This window comes from Verrucomicrobiia bacterium, assembly GCA_036405135.1.
In the GTDB taxonomy this organism is placed as follows: domain Bacteria; phylum Verrucomicrobiota; class Verrucomicrobiia; order Limisphaerales; family JAEYXS01; genus JAEYXS01.
Genome location: DASWYF010000022.1, coordinates 75,769 through 92,842 on the forward strand (window position 1 = coordinate 75,769; position 17,074 = coordinate 92,842).

Genomic DNA, 17,074 nt, shown 5'->3' on the forward strand with positions numbered 1-17,074 from the left:
CGTGAACCAGCAGGACGTCAAAACAGCCTTTGCCGAATACGACAAGAAGGTGCGGATCAGCAATTCGCGCCTCGGAGCTGTTTGGGCGATGATCCTGATGCCGGCTGGCTTCACGCTCGATTATCTGGTCTATCCGCAACTGGTCTGGGAGTTCCTGTGGCTGCGCATACTGTGCTCCATCTACGTCGGCATCGTCCGTTCCGCCTTCAATACGGAGTTCGGTGATCGAAACTACCGCGTGTTGGGGATGATTTGGTACATGCTCCCGGCGTTTTTCATCGCGGGTATGATTTACGCCTCAGATGATGTCACTTCGCCTTATTACGCGGGTTTAAACATCGTGTTGATCGGTGCCGGATTGTTCCTCCCTTGGACCTATTTTGAAAATCTCCTCGCCTGGCTTTTGGTGACGGCCATGTATGCGGTGGCGGTGCTCATGATCGGCACTACGCATGATTTCCCACTGGTGTTTAATAACCTCTACTTCCTCATCCTGACCGGCCTCATCGTCGTCGTTTCCAGCTATTACACCGGGGATACTCGTTACCGTGAATTCGCCCTGCGCTTCGAACTGGACCGCAATAAACAGGTCTTGGAGGATGCGAACAAAAAGCTGAAGGAGCTGGATGAGGTGAAGACCCGTTTCTTCGCCAATATCAGCCACGAACTGCGTACACCGCTGACATTGCTTTTGGCTCCCATCGAAACCATGCGCCGCCAGAAGGCGCATAACTTCGATGAACAAACTCGTGAATGGCTGTCTACGATGGAAGCCAACGGTCTGCGCCTTCTGAAACTCATCAATGACCTTTTGGACCTCGTGAAGCTCGAGTCCGGTCACATGGATGTGCGGCGGGACTCAGTGAATTTGGAAGACTTTCTTAAAGGCCTGCGCAGCTCCGTTCAGAAAATGGCGGATGATAAGCGCGTCCATATCTCCGCCCAAGTGGATCCCTCGGTCACCGCGATTGTGACGGATCGGGACAAGCTGGAAAAAATTCTCCTCAACTTGGTTTTCAATGCCATCAAGTTCACTCCGGCCAAAGGGCAGGTCATCATAAAAGCAAGGAAAGACGGAGAATTTACCCAGATAGAGGTGGTGGATACCGGTGTTGGTATTGCCGAAGCCAATATTCCTTACCTGTTCACCCGTTTCTGGCAGGCGGATACCTCAGCACAAAGAAAGTATCAGGGAACCGGTATCGGTCTTGCTTTGGTGAAAGAATTAGTTGAAGTTCAGGGCGGATCAGTTGCCGTTGCCAGTAAGGAAGGCGTGGGTACCACCATGGCGGTGCGTCTCCCGGCAGCTGTGGGCAGGGAGGAAAAAACTGTACCTGTGTCTCCACAGATGCCTGTCATTACACCAGAACCTGTCGTGTCCCAAGACGCACAGCCGCCTGATCCTTCGCCCCAAGGCGAATGGCTCCAAGGTCTGTATCGTCGTGCGGAACTTTTCCCCTCGCTCACCGCGCTCAAGGACAGCATCCGTCCCTTGCAACCCATCGGCGTGAACGGCCAACGGGCCAAGGTGCTCATCGCGGATGATGAGCCCGACATGCTGCGCTACCTGAAGTCCGAACTGGTCGCCGAGTACGAAGTCCTGGAAGCCGCCGACGGCCGCCAGGCCATCGCACTCGCCGCCCAGTTCCAGCCGGACATCATTCTGTGCGACATGATGATGCCGGAGATGGATGGCGTGCAGGTCTGCAAGGAACTCCGCACCAAGAGCACCACGCAGAACATCCCCGTCTTGCTGCTCACCGCCCGCGCGGATGAAGATACGAAACTGAATGCGCTCTCCCACGGTGCGAGTGATTTCCTCACCAAGCCGTTTTCCGTGACCGAATTGCATGTGCGCCTGCGCAACCTCGTCGGTGCTTATCAGATGCAGCGCAAGCTCGCCCGTCAAAATCAGGTGCTTGAGGCCACGCTGGAGCAGTTGAAAGAGACTGAGACGCAGCTCGTGCAGACGGAGAAGATGGCCTCCCTCGGCCGTATGAGCGCGGGCATCATCCACGAGATCAACAACCCGCTGAACTACGCCAAAACCGGCCTGTTCACGCTGCGCAAAAAATCGAAGTACGTTCCGGAAAAAGAACTGGAAGATTTCAACGAGGTGCTCAAGGACGTTGAAGACGGTGTCAATCGCGTGAAGGACATCGTCTCCGACCTCAGGACCTTCACCCATCCGCGTGAAGACAAGCTGGATGAAGTGGAGATCGGCAAACCGGTAGCCGCTGCCTTGCGTTTTCTTTCGGGCGAGCTGAAAGATCATGTGGAACTGCATCAGAGCTTCAACGCCCAGCAGATCGTCATGGGCAATGAAAGCACCTTGCTGCAGTTGCTCATGAACCTGCTGCAGAATTCGCTCGACGCTCTCAAGGGCCGGGGCGAACGGGGGGACAAGCCCGCCATCTGGATCGAGGAAAAGGTCACCGAATACCATTACCATCTCATCCTGCGGGACAATGGCCCCGGCATCCCAAGCCACGTCATCGACAAGATTTTCGACCCGTTTTTCACTACGAAAGACGTCGGGCAGGGCATGGGCCTCGGCCTGAGCATCTGCTATCGCATCATGCAGCAACATGAAGGCCGCATACAGGTGAATACTGAAACCGGCAAGTTCACCGAATTTATACTCGAATTCCCATTGAAAGCTGTTAAGAAAGAAGCCCTAGAGGCCGTATCCTGATTTACATATATGCAGAATCTGTACGACTACAAAAAATACGCGGTCCTTTATGTAGACGACGAGGAGAAGTCCCTGAAGTATTTCTCCCGCGCCTTCGCCGATGAATTTCGCATTTTGACAGCCCCTAATGCAGCAGAAGGTCTGCAGATCTTTGAGGCGAACCGCGACTCCATCGCCGTGTTGATGACGGATCAGCGCATGCCCGGTGAAAAAGGTGTGCAGCTTCTGGAGAAGGCCCGTGCGATCAGCCCGCGTGTGATCCGTATTCTGGCCACCGCTTATTCCGATCTCGATGCCGCCATCGACGCTGTGAATACCGGTGCCATCTACAAATACGTCACCAAACCGTGGGACATCCCACAGCTCGAAACGACTTTGAAGCGTGGTATCGAATTCTTCATCGTCCAGCACGAGCGTGACCAGTTGATGCGCGAGAAACTTTCCGTGCTGCACAACATGATGATCACGGACCGCGTCGTCAGCCTCGGCGTGATGGCAGCGGGCTTGAGCCATCATCTGCGCAATCCGCTGGTGGCCGTGCGCACCTTCCTCGATCTGGCTCCGGCCAAGTTGCAGGAGGAGAAGATGGCGATGGATGAACTGCGCAACCCGAACTTCTGGCGTGATTTCTACGATCACGTCCGCGTGCAGGTGGAGCGCATCTCCGCCCAGCTCGACAATCTCGGCCTGCTCAACGCCAACAGCGGCGCGCTCCAAAGCGTGAACCTGTCTGAGGTGGTCATCGAAGCGCTCAAGACGTTGGAGCCTGTTCTGACGAGCCGCAAGATCGCCGTGACGAACAACGTGCCGGTGAATCTGCCGGCGATGAACACCGAGCGTCCGCAACTGACGCGCATGCTCCAGTTGCTGATGCAGGAGACGATCGCCCAGCTCTCGGCTGGCGGTCACATTACCTTGTCCGCGGAGTCTCAGGAAAATGGCGTGAAGCTCGTCGTCGAGGATGATGGTCCCGGCTTGCCTGCCGAAGCCTTGCGTCGGGTGTTCGATCCGTTTTTTGCCCGCAGCGGTCATCCGGAAGATTTCGGCATCAACCTGATGGCGTTTTATTTCTTGGCTTATCACTTGGGTGGTCGCGTTCGCGCGGAATCCCGCTCGCCCAAGGGGGCCAAGTTCACGCTCACATTCCCGTTGGAAAAATCTTCCGTGCCTGTGGGGAATGATGATCGCGATTTCATCAACAAGGTGCTTTTGAACGACGCCTTGTGGGAGAAGCTACTGTCTGGCGAATAAACCGGCTCAAACGCACCGATCATGAAGAGCACGAACAATAACGCAGAGAGGCCTGTGACGCATGAAGCACAGGCGGATATGGCAGGCGGAGCCAAGCACCGTCGTACGTTGTTGATCGTGGACGATGATGAGAGCCCCCGACAAGCCCTCTGCATGGTGTTCGGAGATGATTATGAGCTGCTCATCGCGGAAAATGGGGAACGAGCTCTGGAACTGGCACGCAATCATGTGGTGGACACCGCCATCGTGGACATCCGTATGCCGGGCGTTTCTGGTATTGATGTTCTGGCGGGGTTGAAGCAGATGGATATGGCCATCGAGGTCATCATCCTTACCGCTTATCAGACGCTGGAAACTGCGCGGCAGGCCTTGCGCCTAGGTGCGCGGGATTACCTCGTGAAACCATTCGGTGTGGATGAGATTCGCAAGGTCGTCTCCGCCGCGATGGAGCATCGTAACGCCGCCGGTCGTATCAAAGAAACAGCCCGCCTCCTCAATTCCCTGCAGGAAGAGATCGAGGGCCAGCGAAAGACCGTTCGTTCCTCGCAGATGAAAGGCGAACTCTACGCCGGCATCATTCATGATCTTAACAGTCCGTTGACTGTCGTTTCAGGCATGGCCGAGATGATGGGGGAACGGCTGAGCGGGGTGACCTTCGTGAACGGCGAACAGCTGGCAGCCATGCGGAAGGATGTGGCCCAGCTTTCAAAGCATGTGGAACGTTGCTTGGAAATCTCCCGCCGTTACATGGATCTCTTCCGCCAGCGTGCCCACAGCGAGAAGGAAGCCTACCTCGGCTCAGTGCTGAAGAATGTTGATGAACTTCTTTCGTTCCATCCGGCCGTCAAGAAGCACGAACTGGAGATCGTGAACAGTGCAGGCAATGTGATGCTACCGGTGAACGCCCTCGATCTGGAGCAGGTGCTCATCAATCTCATCCATAACGCACTTACTTGCACGGCCCGTCATCATCATGTGTGGGTTCATGCGCGCATGGAGAATGAAAACTTGTCTGCCGACAAACTCGAATCCAGCCATGGTGCCAAAGTGGTGAATGAGGAGCGGTTTCTGAACAAAGGTCCGTTTGTTGTCATCGAAGTGCGTGACAATGGCGTAGGTATACCAGAAGCCGTATTAGGCCGTATTTTCCAGCCGTATTTCTCCGTACGCGAGGCGGGCCAGGGCACCGGCCTAGGCCTTTCCGTCGTGCGCCATCTCATCTCTGAGACGCAAGCCTTGCTACGAGTGGAGAGCCATTATGGCCATGGCGCGATCTTTACGCTGACCATTCCCTGCACCCCGGCTTCCCTGCTGCCGGAGTGAATTTGAGGCTTGCTTGCTTTCCCTGTCCGTATTGGTGTGTACATGAACTCTCATGAAGCTTTACGGATTAACGGGCGGGATCGGTGCGGGCAAAAGCGCAGCTGCGGAGATATTGCGCAACCGCGGCGTGATGGTCACGGATACGGATCATCTCGCCCGTCAACTGGTCGAGCCAGGCCAGCCTGCTTTAGTGGAGATCGTCGCCCGTTTCGGTAATGGCGTGCTGCAAGGCGAGCATCTGGACCGGCGCGCCCTCGCCCGTATCGCGTTCGGGGACGAAGCTGCCCGCAAAGATCTTGAAGGGATTTTGCATCCTCGCATCCGTCAGGCGTGGGAAACGGAAACGCAACAATGGCGTCAGCAAGGTTGTCCGGTGGGTGTCGTGGTGATTCCGTTGCTCTTCGAGACGAATGCCCAAACCAGCTTTGATGCCGTCATTTGCCTGGGCTGTTCTGAGCAAACGCAGAGGCAGCGCTTGTATCAGCGCGGCTGGTCAGATGTGGACATCAACCAGCGTATTTCATCTCAACTGCCTTTGGAAAAAAAGATGAACCGTGCCAATTACGTCATCTGGAACGAAGGCGATTTGGATACGCTGGCCGAACAGCTCGATCGTATCATCCCTCCAGTGAAACCCGCTGACTATTTCTTGGATGAGACTGCTGGCGAGTAAATCGCTGCAGTTGCTTTTTAGGCCAACTACGGCTTCTTTGATTCATGGAAGATGATGCTTCAGTCTCGTGCCCTTATTGCGGCGGTGAAAGCACCCTTGTGCTGGATGCTACCGTGCGTAGTCAGACTTTCACCACGGATTGTGAAGTCTGCTGCCGCCCGTTTAGCGTGCATGTGGAATGTTCCGGCGGCGAGATTCTGAGCTTGGATGTGAGCGCCGATTGATTGAAAGTCCTGCCCGTTGTTTTAAATTTTTATGTCACCGAATACTGTTTTGTGGATTTACATCGTGTTGCTCGTCATCGGCGGAGTGATGGGCTTGGTCAAGGCTGGTAGCAAGGCTTCGCTCATCGCCTCAAGCATCTTTGCGGCGATTCTGGCCATCTGCGCCCTAGGCGTTATCTCTTGGCCTTACGCGGCGGATGTGGTGTTGGCTTTTCTGCTGGTTTTCTTCGGGATGAAGTTCGCCAAGAACAAGAAGTTCATGCCGTCAGGCATGATGTGCATCCTGACGGTAGTGGCCTTGGCACTGCGTCATATCTGAACGGCGTTAAATCGTAAAAAAGTGAATCGTTAAAACGGGCTGAAACCCATTTTAACGATTCAACTGTTTTAGCGAGTTGGTTAGTTCTGCCTCGTTACCTCGGCAGCTACATGGGTCAGATTAGTCCTGACATCTCCGGGAATCCGCCGAGGATATTGAAGCTCTGCACCGCCTGTCCGCTCGCGCCTTTCACGATGTTGTCTTCCGCGCTGAGAACGATCAGACGGCCAGTGCGCACATCCAGACGCCACGCGAGTTCCACCATGTTGGTTCCTACGACATTCTTGGTGTCCGGCAATGCCTTGCCTTCCAGCACGCGCACGAACGGCTCGTTCGCATAAGCCTGCTGGTAGCACGCTTTGATCTTCGCATTCAGCTCCGCCGCTTCTGTCTCCGTGCTGAAATGCTTTTCTGGCGCGAGATACAAAGTGCTGTGAATACCACGGTTCACCGGGATGAGATGCGGTGTGAACTGGATGGTGACAGGTGCTCCGGCTGCCTTCGACAATTCCTGCTCGATCTCAGAGAGGTGACGATGCTTCGGGAGGCCATAGGAACGCACACTCTCATTGCACTCTACGAAGAGGTAATCAATCTCCGCCTTGCGACCCGCGCCGCTCACGCCGCTCATCGAATTGGCGATGATGCCGGTGTGCTTGATCAATCCCGCTTTCAACAACGGGATGATCGGCAACAAGATGCTCGTAGGATAGCAACCCGGCGAAGCGATGAGCTGCGCAGACTTGATCTCGTTACGATACACTTCCGGCAAGCCGTACACGGACTTCGTGAGCAGATCGGGAGCCGGGTGGTCATGTGCGTAAAATTCTTTGTAAACCTCCGCGCTCTTGAGGCGGAAGTCCGCGCTGAGGTCGATGACACGGCAGCCAAGCTGGAGCAGTGGAATAGCGAACTCCGCTGCGACGCCATGGGGCAGGGCGAGGAATACGACATCTGCTTGCTTGGCGAGCAGCTCCACATTGGGATCGGAGAAGTGCAGATCCCGTGCTTTCGGATAATGGGCGAACTTCGGGAACACTTCCGCAATGCTCTTGCCCGCGGATTGGCGGGAGGTCACCGCGGTCAATTCGGCGTGCGGATGACGCAGCAGCAGACGCACAAGTTCTTCACCGGAATAACCAGAGGCTCCAACGATAGCGACACGAACAGTTTTCGACATGGCGACAATCAATTTCCTGCCGCCTCTTTTGGCAAGCAGAGTTTTGCAACATATGGGTTAGGATTGAAGATTTGCATGAAGAAGCCGGTGTCTTCCACGATCTGGAACCCAAACTTCTTATAGAGCCCCTGCGCATCTTTGGTGCCCAGCATGAACCGCCGCAAGCCTTGCAGACCAGGATGAGTGATGATCGTGCTCACCAGCGCTTTGCCGATGCCATGCTGACGTTCCCGCTCTGCGACAATGACGTCACTTAACCACGCGAATGTAGCTTGGTCTGTGACGACTCGGGCGAATCCCACTTGCTGTCCGGCCAGATAGGCACCGAAGCACAGGGAGTTTTCGATCGAACGCTCCACCACTTCATGCGGAATGCCTGCAGCCCAGTAAGTGCGGCTTAGTTCGCCATGGATGAAGTCACGGTCTAGACGCGATTTATCAGTGGAGATAAGAATCTCGCCGACTTGCTTCTCGAATGGGGCAGGGATGGTGGCCATAGGTAAAAACAAAAAACCCCGCTGGAGGCCAGCGGGGTTTTTGTGAAACTTGTTCCAGAATTAGCGTTTGCTGAATTGGAAGCGTTTGCGCGCACCCGGCTGACCGTACTTCTTGCGTTCCTTCATACGGGAATCGCGGGTCAGCGTGCCTTCAGTCTTGAGGGCAGCGCGGAAGTTTGCATCAAACTTGAGCAAAGCGCGGGCGATACCATGACGGACCGCACCAGCTTGGCCGACAGGACCGCCGCCCTTGACGTTCACATTCACGTCCAGCTTGCTGGCCGTATCCGTGATGCTCAGGGGTTGCAGCACCAGCGCGCGCTGGGTGTCTGTCATGAAATAAGCGTTCAATTCGCGACCGTTCACGGTGATCTTGCCGGAACCGGAGGCGAGGCGCACACGGGCGACCGAGGTCTTGCGACGGCCTGTGCCCAAAAACTCAGAGGTAGTAGCCATATCTGGGTAAAATTAAAATTACTTCGCGGGAGCGAGGGCGGCAGGTTGCTGCGCCTTGTGCGGATGTTCAGTACCCTTGTACACCTTCAGCTTCGTCAGCATGCGGGCACCCAAACGGTTCTTCGGCAGCATGCCTTTCACGGCATGCATGATGAGGCGCTCAGGATGGCTCTCACGGACTTGGGAGACGGTCTTATACTTCTCGCCGCCTTTCCAGCCGGAGTAGGACATAAATTCCTTTTCCGTTTCCTTCTTACCAGTCACGGCGATCTTTTCCGCGTTGATAACGACTACAAAATCACCAGCGTCGATGTGAGGGGTAAAGACGGGCTTGTTCTTGCCGCGCAGGATGTTGGCAACCTGGACAGCGACACGACCAAGGACAGCTCCGTCGGCATCCACCACGTGCCACTTCTTCTGGTCCTGATTAATCTTCGGCAAATACGTTTTCATCCAATTTCGATTTCGAAAGAGCCGGGACAATATCAAATGGCTTCTTTCAGTCAACACACATTTACGAGAAAATGTTAAATGTGCATGAATGACCATTTCGGGAGAGATTACGCCGTTCAGATCGGCTCGCAATCCGCCAGTTGGTTGTGGTTTCTGAACTGTGTCATACTATGTATGGTAGCTGGACCTAAAAAGGCTCCCGTTGGGTGGTTAGGCGAGTTGGGAAAGGCTGTTGAAAAAATTTTTAATTCGGGCTTGCACAGGGAGGGGTGGATGATTACTGTTCGCACTCTTTTAACAGATAAAAGTTAGAGTTTATGTCGAAAATTTGCGAACTGACAGGCAAGCGCCCCATCAAAGGCAGTCACATCTGGCGCTCTGGTAAGGCCAAGAAAAAAGGCGGTATCGGCACCCACGTCACGGCGATCACCAAGCGCCGTTTCCTCCCGAACCTCCAACGCGTGAAGGCTGTGGTGGACGGCGAAGTTCGCTACATCCGCGTGACCGCGAAGGCCATCAAGGAAGGTCTCGTGACCAAGCCGGCCAAGCGCACTTGGAAGAAGCCCGCTGCGGCCTAAGCCATTTTCGCATAACCAATTTGCAAAGGCGGAGAATAATTTCTCCGCCTTTTTCTTTTATCAAAATCAGCAGGGCGAGAATCCCCTCGAGCCCTGACTGAATCTTGAATTGTTCTCCGATCTGAAGCAGTGAAGTGGAATAAACGATGCTTCCAATGCCTTGAAAAGCGCATTCCTCCCGCTCACCGCCCCTTCATATACTTCATCGTCACCCGTTTCATCTCGCGCTCATCATCGCGCTTCTTGAAATCCTCACGCTTATCGCTCTTTTCCTTGCCTTGACCCACGCCGAGCTGGACCTTCACCTTGTTGTTTTTCCAGTAAAAGCTCAACGGCACGAGCGTATTGCCCTTGATTGAGGCCAGCTCATACAACTTGCGGATCTCGTTCTTGTTCAGCAGCAGCTTGCGGGGGGCCTTGGGCTGGTGATTGAAGCGGTTGCCCTGCGTGTATTCGTCGATATGGGCGTTGTAGAGATAGACCTGTTCTTTCTCCACCCGGGCAAAGGAATCGCTGATCTGGCCCTTGCCGGCGCGCAAGGCCTTCACTTCAGTGCCATGCAGCACGATGCCCGCCTCGTAGGTCTCGAGGATGGTATAATCGCGCCGGGCTTTGGAATTGGTCAATATATCCGCCATGAGAAAATAAAACAGCCAGGAAGAGTGAACCTCCTGGCTGCCGTGAAATTGCCGGGGTTCAACCCCTCTTGCTCTTTGCTTATTCGAAATCCGTGATGTCCATCGTCTGCTCGTAGGCCAGCTTGTCTTCGGCCAGTTCGCGCATGGCGATATCTGCTGCACCGAGACCGGCTGCGTCTTGGATCAACGGACGACCGCTGCCGCCACCCGAGTTCAACTGGCGCACACGGCGTGACACCACGTTGATCAAAACATTCGGGTTTCCAACCTTATCCAGGGCTTTGCGAGTGATTTCAGCGTTCATAGTCTCTGTCTTCGAGAGCGGGGAAACTTACTGTGCTAATGGCTGGAAGCAACAGGAAAATTCATTCATTCGCTTGCGCGGAGGGGCAGGTTTCCGTAGAAAACCTCCCCATGCCGACCAATTCCGCCAAGTCCGCGAGCAAAAACGTGACTTTTGATCTGAGCGCCTATCTCACCGAGCGCACCGCGCAAGTGAATGACGCGATGGATAAATTTCTGCCCAAAGCGAAGACCAAACCCGCCGTGCTGCATGAATCCATGCGCTACTCCATCTTCGCCGGTGGCAAGCGCATCCGCCCGGCCGTGTGCATCGCGGCCGCGGAAGCCTGTGGTGGCGAGATCGAACCTGCCTTGCCGCTCGCATGCGCCGTGGAATGCATCCACACCTACTCGCTGATCCATGATGATCTCCCCGCGATGGATAACGACGATTACCGTCGCGGCAAACTGACGAACCATAAGGTGTATGGCGAAGGCATGGCCATCCTCGCCGGTGACGCTCTGTTGACCCAAGCATTCGAGATCGCCGCTTTGAGCAAAGGTTGGCCGCGCTACTCGCATAAGGACTTGGTGCTGGAGATCGCGAAAGCCTCCGGCTCCCTGCAACTCATCGCTGGTCAGGCTGCGGATCTGGAAGGCGAGGGGAAGAAGCTCTCCGTGCCCGAGCTGCGCTACATCCATGAGCGCAAGACCTCCGCGCTCCTTTGCTGCTCCGTGCGCCTCGGCGGCATGAGCGCGAATTGCACGCCTGCTCAACTCCAAGCCCTCACCGATTTCGGTTACAACGTCGGCCTCGCCTTCCAAGTCATCGACGACATCCTCGACGTTACCCAGACAAGCGAGAAGCTCGGCAAGACCGCCGGCAAAGACACCGCCGCGCAAAAAGCCACCTATCCCTCCATCGTCGGCCTGGAGAAATCCCAAAAGATCGCGAAGCAACTCACCGACAAAGCCTTCGCTGCATTGAAGCCGTTCAAGGGCAAAGCTGTAGCGCTCGAAAGCATCGCGAGCTATCTGCTGAAGCGGGATAACTGAGGTTCATCTGCTACCTGAAGCACGCCGATTATTACTCGGATCGCTGATTAGCGGTGTTTGGGAACGGTAGAGTGCCAGTCTGGCTTCCATGACTGCGCGCTCTTCGTTTGAAATGTTCACCGCGCGTTTCAACGCAAGCTCTTGGTAGCGAATTGCGGAGTCATATTTTCCATAACGCGAATTCACCGCCGCTGCTGCTTCCAGATGATAGGGTTCGGATTCTTTCAGCACCTCCATAGCCTTGCTGACAATCATCAGTGGTTCCTCATTAGAACGAGAATTGGATTTGCTTGTGGCGGCCAATTCCATGGCGCGTTCTGACATAATATCGAGATCGATGATTGCCAAGTCTTTGCGTCCAATTTTTTGGTGGAGTTTACTGCGCCTCCAATAAACAAGCATACTATGTCCACCCGTGGGGTCATTTAGGATGGAGTTTGAGTAGTCGGCCAATGCTTTGTCGTATTCCTTTCGATCCTCATAAATCCGACCTCGATATTCGTAAGCCAACGCAATGGCTTCTTCTTTTGGGTGACTATATGTTGAATAATCAATATCCCGGTCATCGATTATCACGGAATAGTCGGCTATGGCCTCATCCATTTTACCCAAGTAGGAATAATACAAAGCGCGGTTGTGTCGTGAACTGTAATACTTGGGATCAAGTTCCAGTCTTCGTGTATGGTCAGCAATCGACTTCTCGTAATCCTTCAAATCTGCGTAAAGACTGGCCCGGCTGAAATAAACATCCTTGAAGGCATTCCACCGGCCAATCCCTTGGTCGAGCAAGGCGATGGATCTGCCGTAGGCGTCCAATGCTTCATCATATTTTTTCTCCTGCTGAAGTTTCCAGCCAAGATCATACAGTTCCCGTGCTTCTGTGGATTGTGGCGTAACTTGTGCTGTATTTTTACCCGATATGGCTGGTCTTCTTATGGAAGTTTTGGCATTGATAGTGTTGCTCGTTACAACAGAGTTTTCTCGGATAATTGCCTTCGAGTTGCGGGTTTCAATCCTATGATTTTTGGGCGATGGTCTGTCAGCGAAATAAAGGCCTAACCCCACAACGCACAGTGCAATGCCAATGGTCACGGTTTTTAGCTTCGCCGTAGTGAACCCAGTCAGCAACCCTCCCAAAAGCGAAGCAGTGCTTGCAGCATGGGCTGCTTTTAGTGCGGCTGCTTGGACTGATCCTTCAACGCCGGGTGGAACTGCTTGTGCCGAATGCTCCAACAAGAAAGCACCCAAAAGGCCCGTCGTGCAGGCAACCTTCTTGGCCTCCAGCAAAGACCTGAGTTTTTCCAATGCCCGGTTTACCCGCATACGTGCGGCATCTTCTGTGACACCCAGCGTCATTCCGACTTGCACAAAGGATTTTCCCTGAAAGAACCGCAGGAGCAACGCGATGCGTTCCTGCTCCGGGAGTTCGCTCATGGCTTCATCCAGATGTGGAGCGATGTCGTCCCAAGGCGTTTCTACGGTGGGTTGCGGTTGAATCATTTGGGCGGCCTCCAGTTCGCGGTGCTGACGGCGATACTCAGTCCGCCAATACTTGGCCGTCATCAGGCAGGCGGTTTGGTGGAGCCAGCTCGCGAGTGCTGCTTCGGAACGGATCGTCCGGGCCTTATCAGCCAGCAGGCAAAATACGGATTGCGCGATCTCTTCTGCGATATGTGGCTTGCTGGTGCGGCGTAGCGCCACGGAATAAACCAGTGGCAGATGACGCTTCACCAACGCGGAAAAAGCTGCCTCCGACCGGTTATCCACATAATCCCGAAGTAGAGCTGTATCTTCCATCTTGCCTGATAAGTTCCCGCGGACGGACAAAGCGAACAGGAAACTGCAAAAGATTTTGCTGCTCTCCCGAGATTTCAGCAATCACATAGAAAGCGATCTGGATATGGGGTGATTGCCTTTTCTTTTGAGGGAAAAGCCTGCCGTTAAGATGCCATCTCAGTGATGGTAGTTTCCCGGATGAAAACGACGCGCAAACCTTCCCACACGAAAAAGCGTGCGATCAATAAATCAGTTGATCGCCGCTTCAAGATGCGGCATCAGCGGGCTTCAACGAATTCTTCCAATGCCGGGACATCTCTTTTGGACATCCCTGACGTGCCTCGTCAAAAGAGAAAGCAGGGTGGTCCAAGCCGTTTGCAGCTGGGTCGGACTTTGAACCAAGGAGAACTCGCAGACCGCGATCCGGTGCGTGAAGATTAGTTTTAAGCGGACAACATAATTTTTTCCGCGAAAGATTGCAGCCGCGAACGGCCTCGTTACTCTTCGCCGAAATCTAAATATGCCGTCCACCGCCACACGTCTTGCCGGTTTCACCGAGTCCGTCATTCGCGGAATGACACGCTTGGCGAACCGCCACGGGTCCATCAATCTCGCGCAAGGCTTCCCTGATTTCGAGCCGCCTGCTGAATTGCTCGCCGCTCTGAAACGTGCCGCCGATGGCCCGTATCATCAATACGCCGTGACTTGGGGCGCACCGCGCTTTCGTGAGGCGTTGGCGAAGAAGATCCGGCACTTCAGCGGCCTGCCCATTGAGGCGGATAAACATCTCGTCGTTACTTGCGGCAGCACCGAGGCGATGATGGTGGCCATGATGACCGCGTGTAATCCCGGCGATAAAGTCATCGTGTTCTCGCCCTTCTACGAGAACTATGCGGCCGATGCGATCCTCTGCGGCGCCACGCCCATCTACGTGCCCTTGCGCCCGCCGCAATTCGATTACACGAAAGCCGAACTCACCGCTGCCTTCGCGCAAAAGCCCAAGGCCATCATCCTGTGCAATCCTTCCAATCCCTGCGGCAAGGTGTTCACTCGTGCAGAACTTTTGGAGATTGCCGTGCTCGCGCAGGAGCATGACGTGTTCGTCATCGCGGATGAAGTGTATGAACACATCGTCTATGCACCGCAGGAGCACATCAGCGTGGCGACGTTGCCGGGCATGTTCGAGCGCACCATAACGTGTAACTCGCTTTCGAAAACGTATTCCATCACCGGCTGGCGCTTAGGCTATGTGCAGGCCGCGCCGGAGGTGATCGCGCAAGCCCGCAAGGTGCATGACTTCCTCACCGTCGGTGCCGCCGCGCCGTTGCAAGAAGCCGCCGTGACGGGCTTGGAATTCCCGCCGGAATACTACGCCGGGTTGCAGCAGAGCTATCAGCGGAAGAAAGAAGTGTTCCTCAGCTACCTCGCCCAAACTGGTTTGCCGTATTCTGAGCCGCAAGGTGCCTACTACGTGCTGCTGGATATCTCCTCGCTTGGCTTCACCGATGACACCAAGGCTGCCGAATGGCTTACCACCGAGATCGGCGTCACCGGCGTGCCCGGATCCAGCTTCTTCCGCGAACCTGTGAACCACCTCGTCCGCTTCCATTTCGCCAAGAAAGAGGAAACCTTGCGCGCAGCGGGGGAGAAGTTGCTGCAGTTGAAAACGAAGCGTCCTGCTGGATCCGTTCGGTGAAGAAAAAGGCCGGTCCGACTGGACCGGCCTCTTCTTTTCTAGATTGTCGCTTACTTCTTCGCCGCGTAATAGGCATCCACCTTGCCTGCAACATCCTTGTAACCGATGTCCACTTCGTAGATGACCTTGAACTGTTCGATGGCTTCCTCGCCTTTGCCCATCTTCTCATAGAGATCGCCCAGCATGTAGAGGATGTCTTTCTTTTCCTCGTCCATGCCGGCTTTTTCCTTGAGGGCATCTTGCAAACGGGCGATGGCGAAATCGTTCTTGCCGGTAGCGGCAAAAATCTTCGCCATCTGCACGAGGGAGGCTACGCGACGGTTGCCGTGATTGCGCGTCTTCTGGAATTCCTGCAAGGCTTCGTTGTAACGCGCGAGCTTGAGGAGCATCACTGCGTAATCGTAGCGGATGAGCAAGTCGTTCGGATATTTCTCCACGCGACGTTTGACATCCTCGATCTGGAACTCCGCCTTTTGTTTCTCGATCTCGGCACGTTGCTGGTCGTAATCTGGAGATTCCTTGTCGAGGGCGATGACCTGTTGGTCGAAGCGCTTGCTCTTCAATTCATTGATGATGCGTTCCATGTTGGCATCACCGGCGCCGACTTCCATCAGCATGCCATAATACTTGATGGCCTTGTCGTAGTCCTTGGCCTGCACGTAGAGATCGGCCACGACCTTTGCCTGTTGGATATTGGAGGGGTCTTCGCGCAGTTTGTCCACGGCTTCATCCAGCAGCTTGAGTGTCTGCTCGATGGAACGAACCTGTTTGGACTCCTGTTCCAGCGCGATCGCCTCTTCCTTGTTCTTGAGGATGTCGCGATAGGAGCCTTTGCCATCGGCCAGACCTTCGTAGCCGCCTTCCTGCAAGGTCTTGGTCGCCGAAAGGTCTTTCAAGAGAACGGCGATCTCGGTGTCGTTGCGATTCTTATTGAGCAACTCGTGATAGACCAGCTCCGCCTTGGAGAAGGCTTTGCTCGCGATGTAGGCACGTGCCAGAGCCATGGCGATGCCGCGGTCATTCGGGTTGTTCTTGCGATTCTGTTCCAGTGAGAAGATGGCCGTCTTGGGCAGGTCGGCATTCATCGCGGCTTCAGCCAGCGTATTATGCGCCATGCTGTTGTCCGGATCGCTGTTCAGGATCTGTTCGCAGGTTGCGATGGCTTCGTAAGGATTCTTTTTAACCAAGACAGCAGCTTTGGCGATGAGCGGTGAACTGCCCGCAGTGCTCATGACCTTGCCAAAAAAGCTGGTCTTCTTGCTGGCCTTGGCGATCTGGGCAGCGCGCAAAGCCTGGCGGCAATCAAAGAAGCCTGGCTCCTTCTGCAGTGCTTGGAGGTAAAACAAAAAGGCGTAGTCCCAGTTCTCCCGCTGAACCGCTGCATTTCCCTTTTCTAGCAAATCCCGCACATCCCGTGGGATTTCGTTACTGTTCTTCTCTGGCATGGCTTTGATAGTATTTTCCCCCGCTGAAAAAATCCACAGGAAATCCCGGGGCGTCCTTGGAATGCCTTTTGGTCTCGTTCATCGGGTTATTGATAAATTCGCTTGCACTCGCAGAAATTCAAGGTTCAATTACGCGCTCGGTTGCGGTTATGGCGAAATTGGCAGACGCGCTACCTTGAGGTGGTAGTGGGGAAACCCATGCAGGTTCAAGTCCTGCTAACCGCACCAAATTCTGCAAAACAAGAATCCCCCAAAAGTCAGTGGATGACTCGCAGGGGCTTGTGTGGCAGGAGGTTGCCGCTGGCACCGGGTATAATAAAACGATTGAGCGTTTTCCGGTGGCCGGGGTCCAAAAGGAAAGAAACTTAGCGAAAGCCGATGGCATTCTACGGGGTTTATGGTATAGTGCTGGTTAACAGGTGAAATTCTAGTTGCATTTGCGGAATATTAGGTTTAGTTACTGCCGCGTTGCAGGTATTAACCGGCCCCTAGTAAGTCAGGTTTTCTCAGTTTCTATGTTCTTGGGTTCCGG

17 protein-coding genes and 1 tRNA gene are annotated in these 17,074 nt (G+C 54.5%); 10 read left to right on the plus strand and 8 right to left on the minus strand.

All coding sequences use genetic code 11. From position 1 onward, the window contains the following. The first annotated feature begins 1 nt into the window (after position 1). From VGH19_10815 to VGH19_10840, 6 genes are read left to right on the plus strand one after another with little or no spacing between them, the layout of a single operon-like run. Entirely contained in the window at positions 2-2,695 is a 2,694-nt protein-coding gene (locus tag VGH19_10815; GenBank protein ID HEY1171852.1) for an ATP-binding protein, read from the plus strand. A gap of 9 nt (positions 2,696-2,704) precedes the next feature. Continuing rightward, positions 2,705-3,946 carry a hybrid sensor histidine kinase/response regulator gene (locus VGH19_10820; protein HEY1171853.1) on the plus strand — a complete coding sequence of 414 codons (1,242 nt, stop codon included), beginning with the start codon at positions 2,705-2,707 and terminating at the stop codon, positions 3,944-3,946. 21 nt (positions 3,947-3,967) lie between these two features. Then, entirely contained in the window at positions 3,968-5,269 is a 1,302-nt protein-coding gene (locus VGH19_10825) for a hybrid sensor histidine kinase/response regulator (GenBank protein ID HEY1171854.1), read from the plus strand. Positions 5,270-5,321: 52 nt separating this feature from the next. Continuing rightward, positions 5,322-5,942: a dephospho-CoA kinase gene (gene coaE / locus VGH19_10830; protein ID HEY1171855.1), complete on the plus strand. Its 621-nt coding sequence runs from the start codon at positions 5,322-5,324 to the stop codon at positions 5,940-5,942. Between the two features lie 44 nt (positions 5,943-5,986). Then, positions 5,987-6,166, plus strand: coding sequence for a CPXCG motif-containing cysteine-rich protein (locus tag VGH19_10835; GenBank protein HEY1171856.1), 180 nt, complete (start codon positions 5,987-5,989; stop codon positions 6,164-6,166). A 31-nt stretch (positions 6,167-6,197) separates the two neighbouring features. Beyond that, entirely contained in the window at positions 6,198-6,485 is a 288-nt protein-coding gene (locus tag VGH19_10840; protein HEY1171857.1) for a TMEM14 family protein, read from the plus strand. Positions 6,486-6,600: 115 nt separating this feature from the next. Here the strand turns inward: VGH19_10840 and argC are convergent, their stop codons facing one another. From argC to rplM, 4 genes are read right to left on the minus strand one after another with little or no spacing between them, the layout of a single operon-like run. Beyond that, positions 6,601-7,665 carry an N-acetyl-gamma-glutamyl-phosphate reductase gene (gene argC, locus VGH19_10845; GenBank protein ID HEY1171858.1) on the minus strand — a complete coding sequence of 355 codons (1,065 nt, stop codon included), beginning with the start codon at positions 7,663-7,665 and terminating at the stop codon, positions 6,601-6,603. An 8-nt stretch (positions 7,666-7,673) separates the two neighbouring features. After that, on the minus strand, positions 7,674-8,162 hold the full coding sequence (locus VGH19_10850) for a GNAT family N-acetyltransferase (protein HEY1171859.1): 489 nt from the start codon (positions 8,160-8,162) through the stop codon (positions 7,674-7,676). 60 nt (positions 8,163-8,222) lie between these two features. Beyond that, on the minus strand, positions 8,223-8,618 hold the full coding sequence (gene rpsI, locus VGH19_10855; GenBank protein ID HEY1171860.1) for a 30S ribosomal protein S9: 396 nt from the start codon (positions 8,616-8,618) through the stop codon (positions 8,223-8,225). 18 nt (positions 8,619-8,636) lie between these two features. Continuing rightward, positions 8,637-9,071, minus strand: a complete 435-nt coding sequence (gene rplM, locus VGH19_10860) for a 50S ribosomal protein L13 (GenBank protein HEY1171861.1) — start codon at positions 9,069-9,071, stop codon at positions 8,637-8,639. A 317-nt stretch (positions 9,072-9,388) separates the two neighbouring features. Here rplM and rpmB point away from each other — a divergent pair, with 317 nt between their 5' ends. After that, on the plus strand, positions 9,389-9,649 hold the full coding sequence (gene rpmB / locus VGH19_10865; GenBank protein ID HEY1171862.1) for a 50S ribosomal protein L28: 261 nt from the start codon (positions 9,389-9,391) through the stop codon (positions 9,647-9,649). A 182-nt stretch (positions 9,650-9,831) separates the two neighbouring features. Here rpmB and smpB read toward each other — a convergent pair whose 3' ends face one another. Then, on the minus strand, positions 9,832-10,287 hold the full coding sequence (smpB, locus tag VGH19_10870) for an SsrA-binding protein SmpB (GenBank protein HEY1171863.1): 456 nt from the start codon (positions 10,285-10,287) through the stop codon (positions 9,832-9,834). Positions 10,288-10,366: 79 nt separating this feature from the next. Next, positions 10,367-10,591 carry a DNA-directed RNA polymerase subunit omega gene (locus tag VGH19_10875; GenBank protein HEY1171864.1) on the minus strand — a complete coding sequence of 75 codons (225 nt, stop codon included), beginning with the start codon at positions 10,589-10,591 and terminating at the stop codon, positions 10,367-10,369. A gap of 110 nt (positions 10,592-10,701) precedes the next feature. Here VGH19_10875 and VGH19_10880 point away from each other — a divergent pair, with 110 nt between their 5' ends. Next, on the plus strand, positions 10,702-11,625 hold the full coding sequence (locus VGH19_10880) for a farnesyl diphosphate synthase (protein ID HEY1171865.1): 924 nt from the start codon (positions 10,702-10,704) through the stop codon (positions 11,623-11,625). Between the two features lie 3 nt (positions 11,626-11,628). On the opposite strand, the gene VGH19_10885 is transcribed toward VGH19_10880, so the two are convergent. After that, positions 11,629-13,422, minus strand: a complete 1,794-nt coding sequence (locus VGH19_10885) for a sigma-70 family RNA polymerase sigma factor (GenBank protein ID HEY1171866.1) — start codon at positions 13,420-13,422, stop codon at positions 11,629-11,631. A gap of 499 nt (positions 13,423-13,921) precedes the next feature. On the opposite strand from VGH19_10885, the gene VGH19_10890 reads away from it, so the two are divergent. Continuing rightward, the gene (locus VGH19_10890) at positions 13,922-15,097 is read left to right on the plus strand and encodes an aminotransferase class I/II-fold pyridoxal phosphate-dependent enzyme (GenBank protein HEY1171867.1); all 1,176 of its coding nucleotides are present in this window, start codon (positions 13,922-13,924) and stop codon (positions 15,095-15,097) included. Positions 15,098-15,147: 50 nt separating this feature from the next. Here VGH19_10890 and VGH19_10895 read toward each other — a convergent pair whose 3' ends face one another. Further along, complete coding sequence (locus VGH19_10895) at positions 15,148-16,542, minus strand: hypothetical protein (protein ID HEY1171868.1); 1,395 nt, start codon at positions 16,540-16,542, stop codon at positions 15,148-15,150. A gap of 143 nt (positions 16,543-16,685) precedes the next feature. On the opposite strand from VGH19_10895, the gene VGH19_10900 reads away from it, so the two are divergent. Further along, a tRNA-Leu gene (locus VGH19_10900) sits at positions 16,686-16,770 on the plus strand. Positions 16,771-17,074: the final 304 nt, after the last annotated feature.

Excerpts from the sequence above, each read along its gene's own strand:
- coaE (HEY1171855.1), top strand. The coding sequence starts at position 5,322 with ATGAAGCTTTACGGATTAACGGGCGGGATCGGTGCGGGCAAAAGCGCA.
- rplM (HEY1171861.1), bottom strand. The coding sequence starts at position 9,071 with ATGAAAACGTATTTGCCGAAGATTAATCAGGACCAGAAGAAGTGGCAC.
- VGH19_10895 (HEY1171868.1), bottom strand. The coding sequence starts at position 16,542 with ATGCCAGAGAAGAACAGTAACGAAATCCCACGGGATGTGCGGGATTTG.
- argC (HEY1171858.1), bottom strand. The coding sequence starts at position 7,665 with ATGTCGAAAACTGTTCGTGTCGCTATCGTTGGAGCCTCTGGTTATTCC.
- rpmB (HEY1171862.1), top strand. The coding sequence starts at position 9,389 with ATGTCGAAAATTTGCGAACTGACAGGCAAGCGCCCCATCAAAGGCAGT.
- VGH19_10890 (HEY1171867.1), top strand. The coding sequence starts at position 13,922 with ATGCCGTCCACCGCCACACGTCTTGCCGGTTTCACCGAGTCCGTCATT.
- VGH19_10825 (HEY1171854.1), top strand. The coding sequence starts at position 3,968 with ATGAAGAGCACGAACAATAACGCAGAGAGGCCTGTGACGCATGAAGCA.
- VGH19_10885 (HEY1171866.1), bottom strand. The coding sequence starts at position 13,422 with ATGGAAGATACAGCTCTACTTCGGGATTATGTGGATAACCGGTCGGAG.
- VGH19_10840 (HEY1171857.1), top strand. The coding sequence starts at position 6,198 with ATGTCACCGAATACTGTTTTGTGGATTTACATCGTGTTGCTCGTCATC.
- VGH19_10880 (HEY1171865.1), top strand. The coding sequence starts at position 10,702 with ATGCCGACCAATTCCGCCAAGTCCGCGAGCAAAAACGTGACTTTTGAT.
- VGH19_10820 (HEY1171853.1), top strand. The coding sequence starts at position 2,705 with ATGCAGAATCTGTACGACTACAAAAAATACGCGGTCCTTTATGTAGAC.
- VGH19_10835 (HEY1171856.1), top strand. The coding sequence starts at position 5,987 with ATGGAAGATGATGCTTCAGTCTCGTGCCCTTATTGCGGCGGTGAAAGC.
- VGH19_10875 (HEY1171864.1), bottom strand. The coding sequence starts at position 10,591 with ATGAACGCTGAAATCACTCGCAAAGCCCTGGATAAGGTTGGAAACCCG.
- smpB (HEY1171863.1), bottom strand. The coding sequence starts at position 10,287 with ATGGCGGATATATTGACCAATTCCAAAGCCCGGCGCGATTATACCATC.
- VGH19_10850 (HEY1171859.1), bottom strand. The coding sequence starts at position 8,162 with ATGGCCACCATCCCTGCCCCATTCGAGAAGCAAGTCGGCGAGATTCTT.
- rpsI (HEY1171860.1), bottom strand. The coding sequence starts at position 8,618 with ATGGCTACTACCTCTGAGTTTTTGGGCACAGGCCGTCGCAAGACCTCG.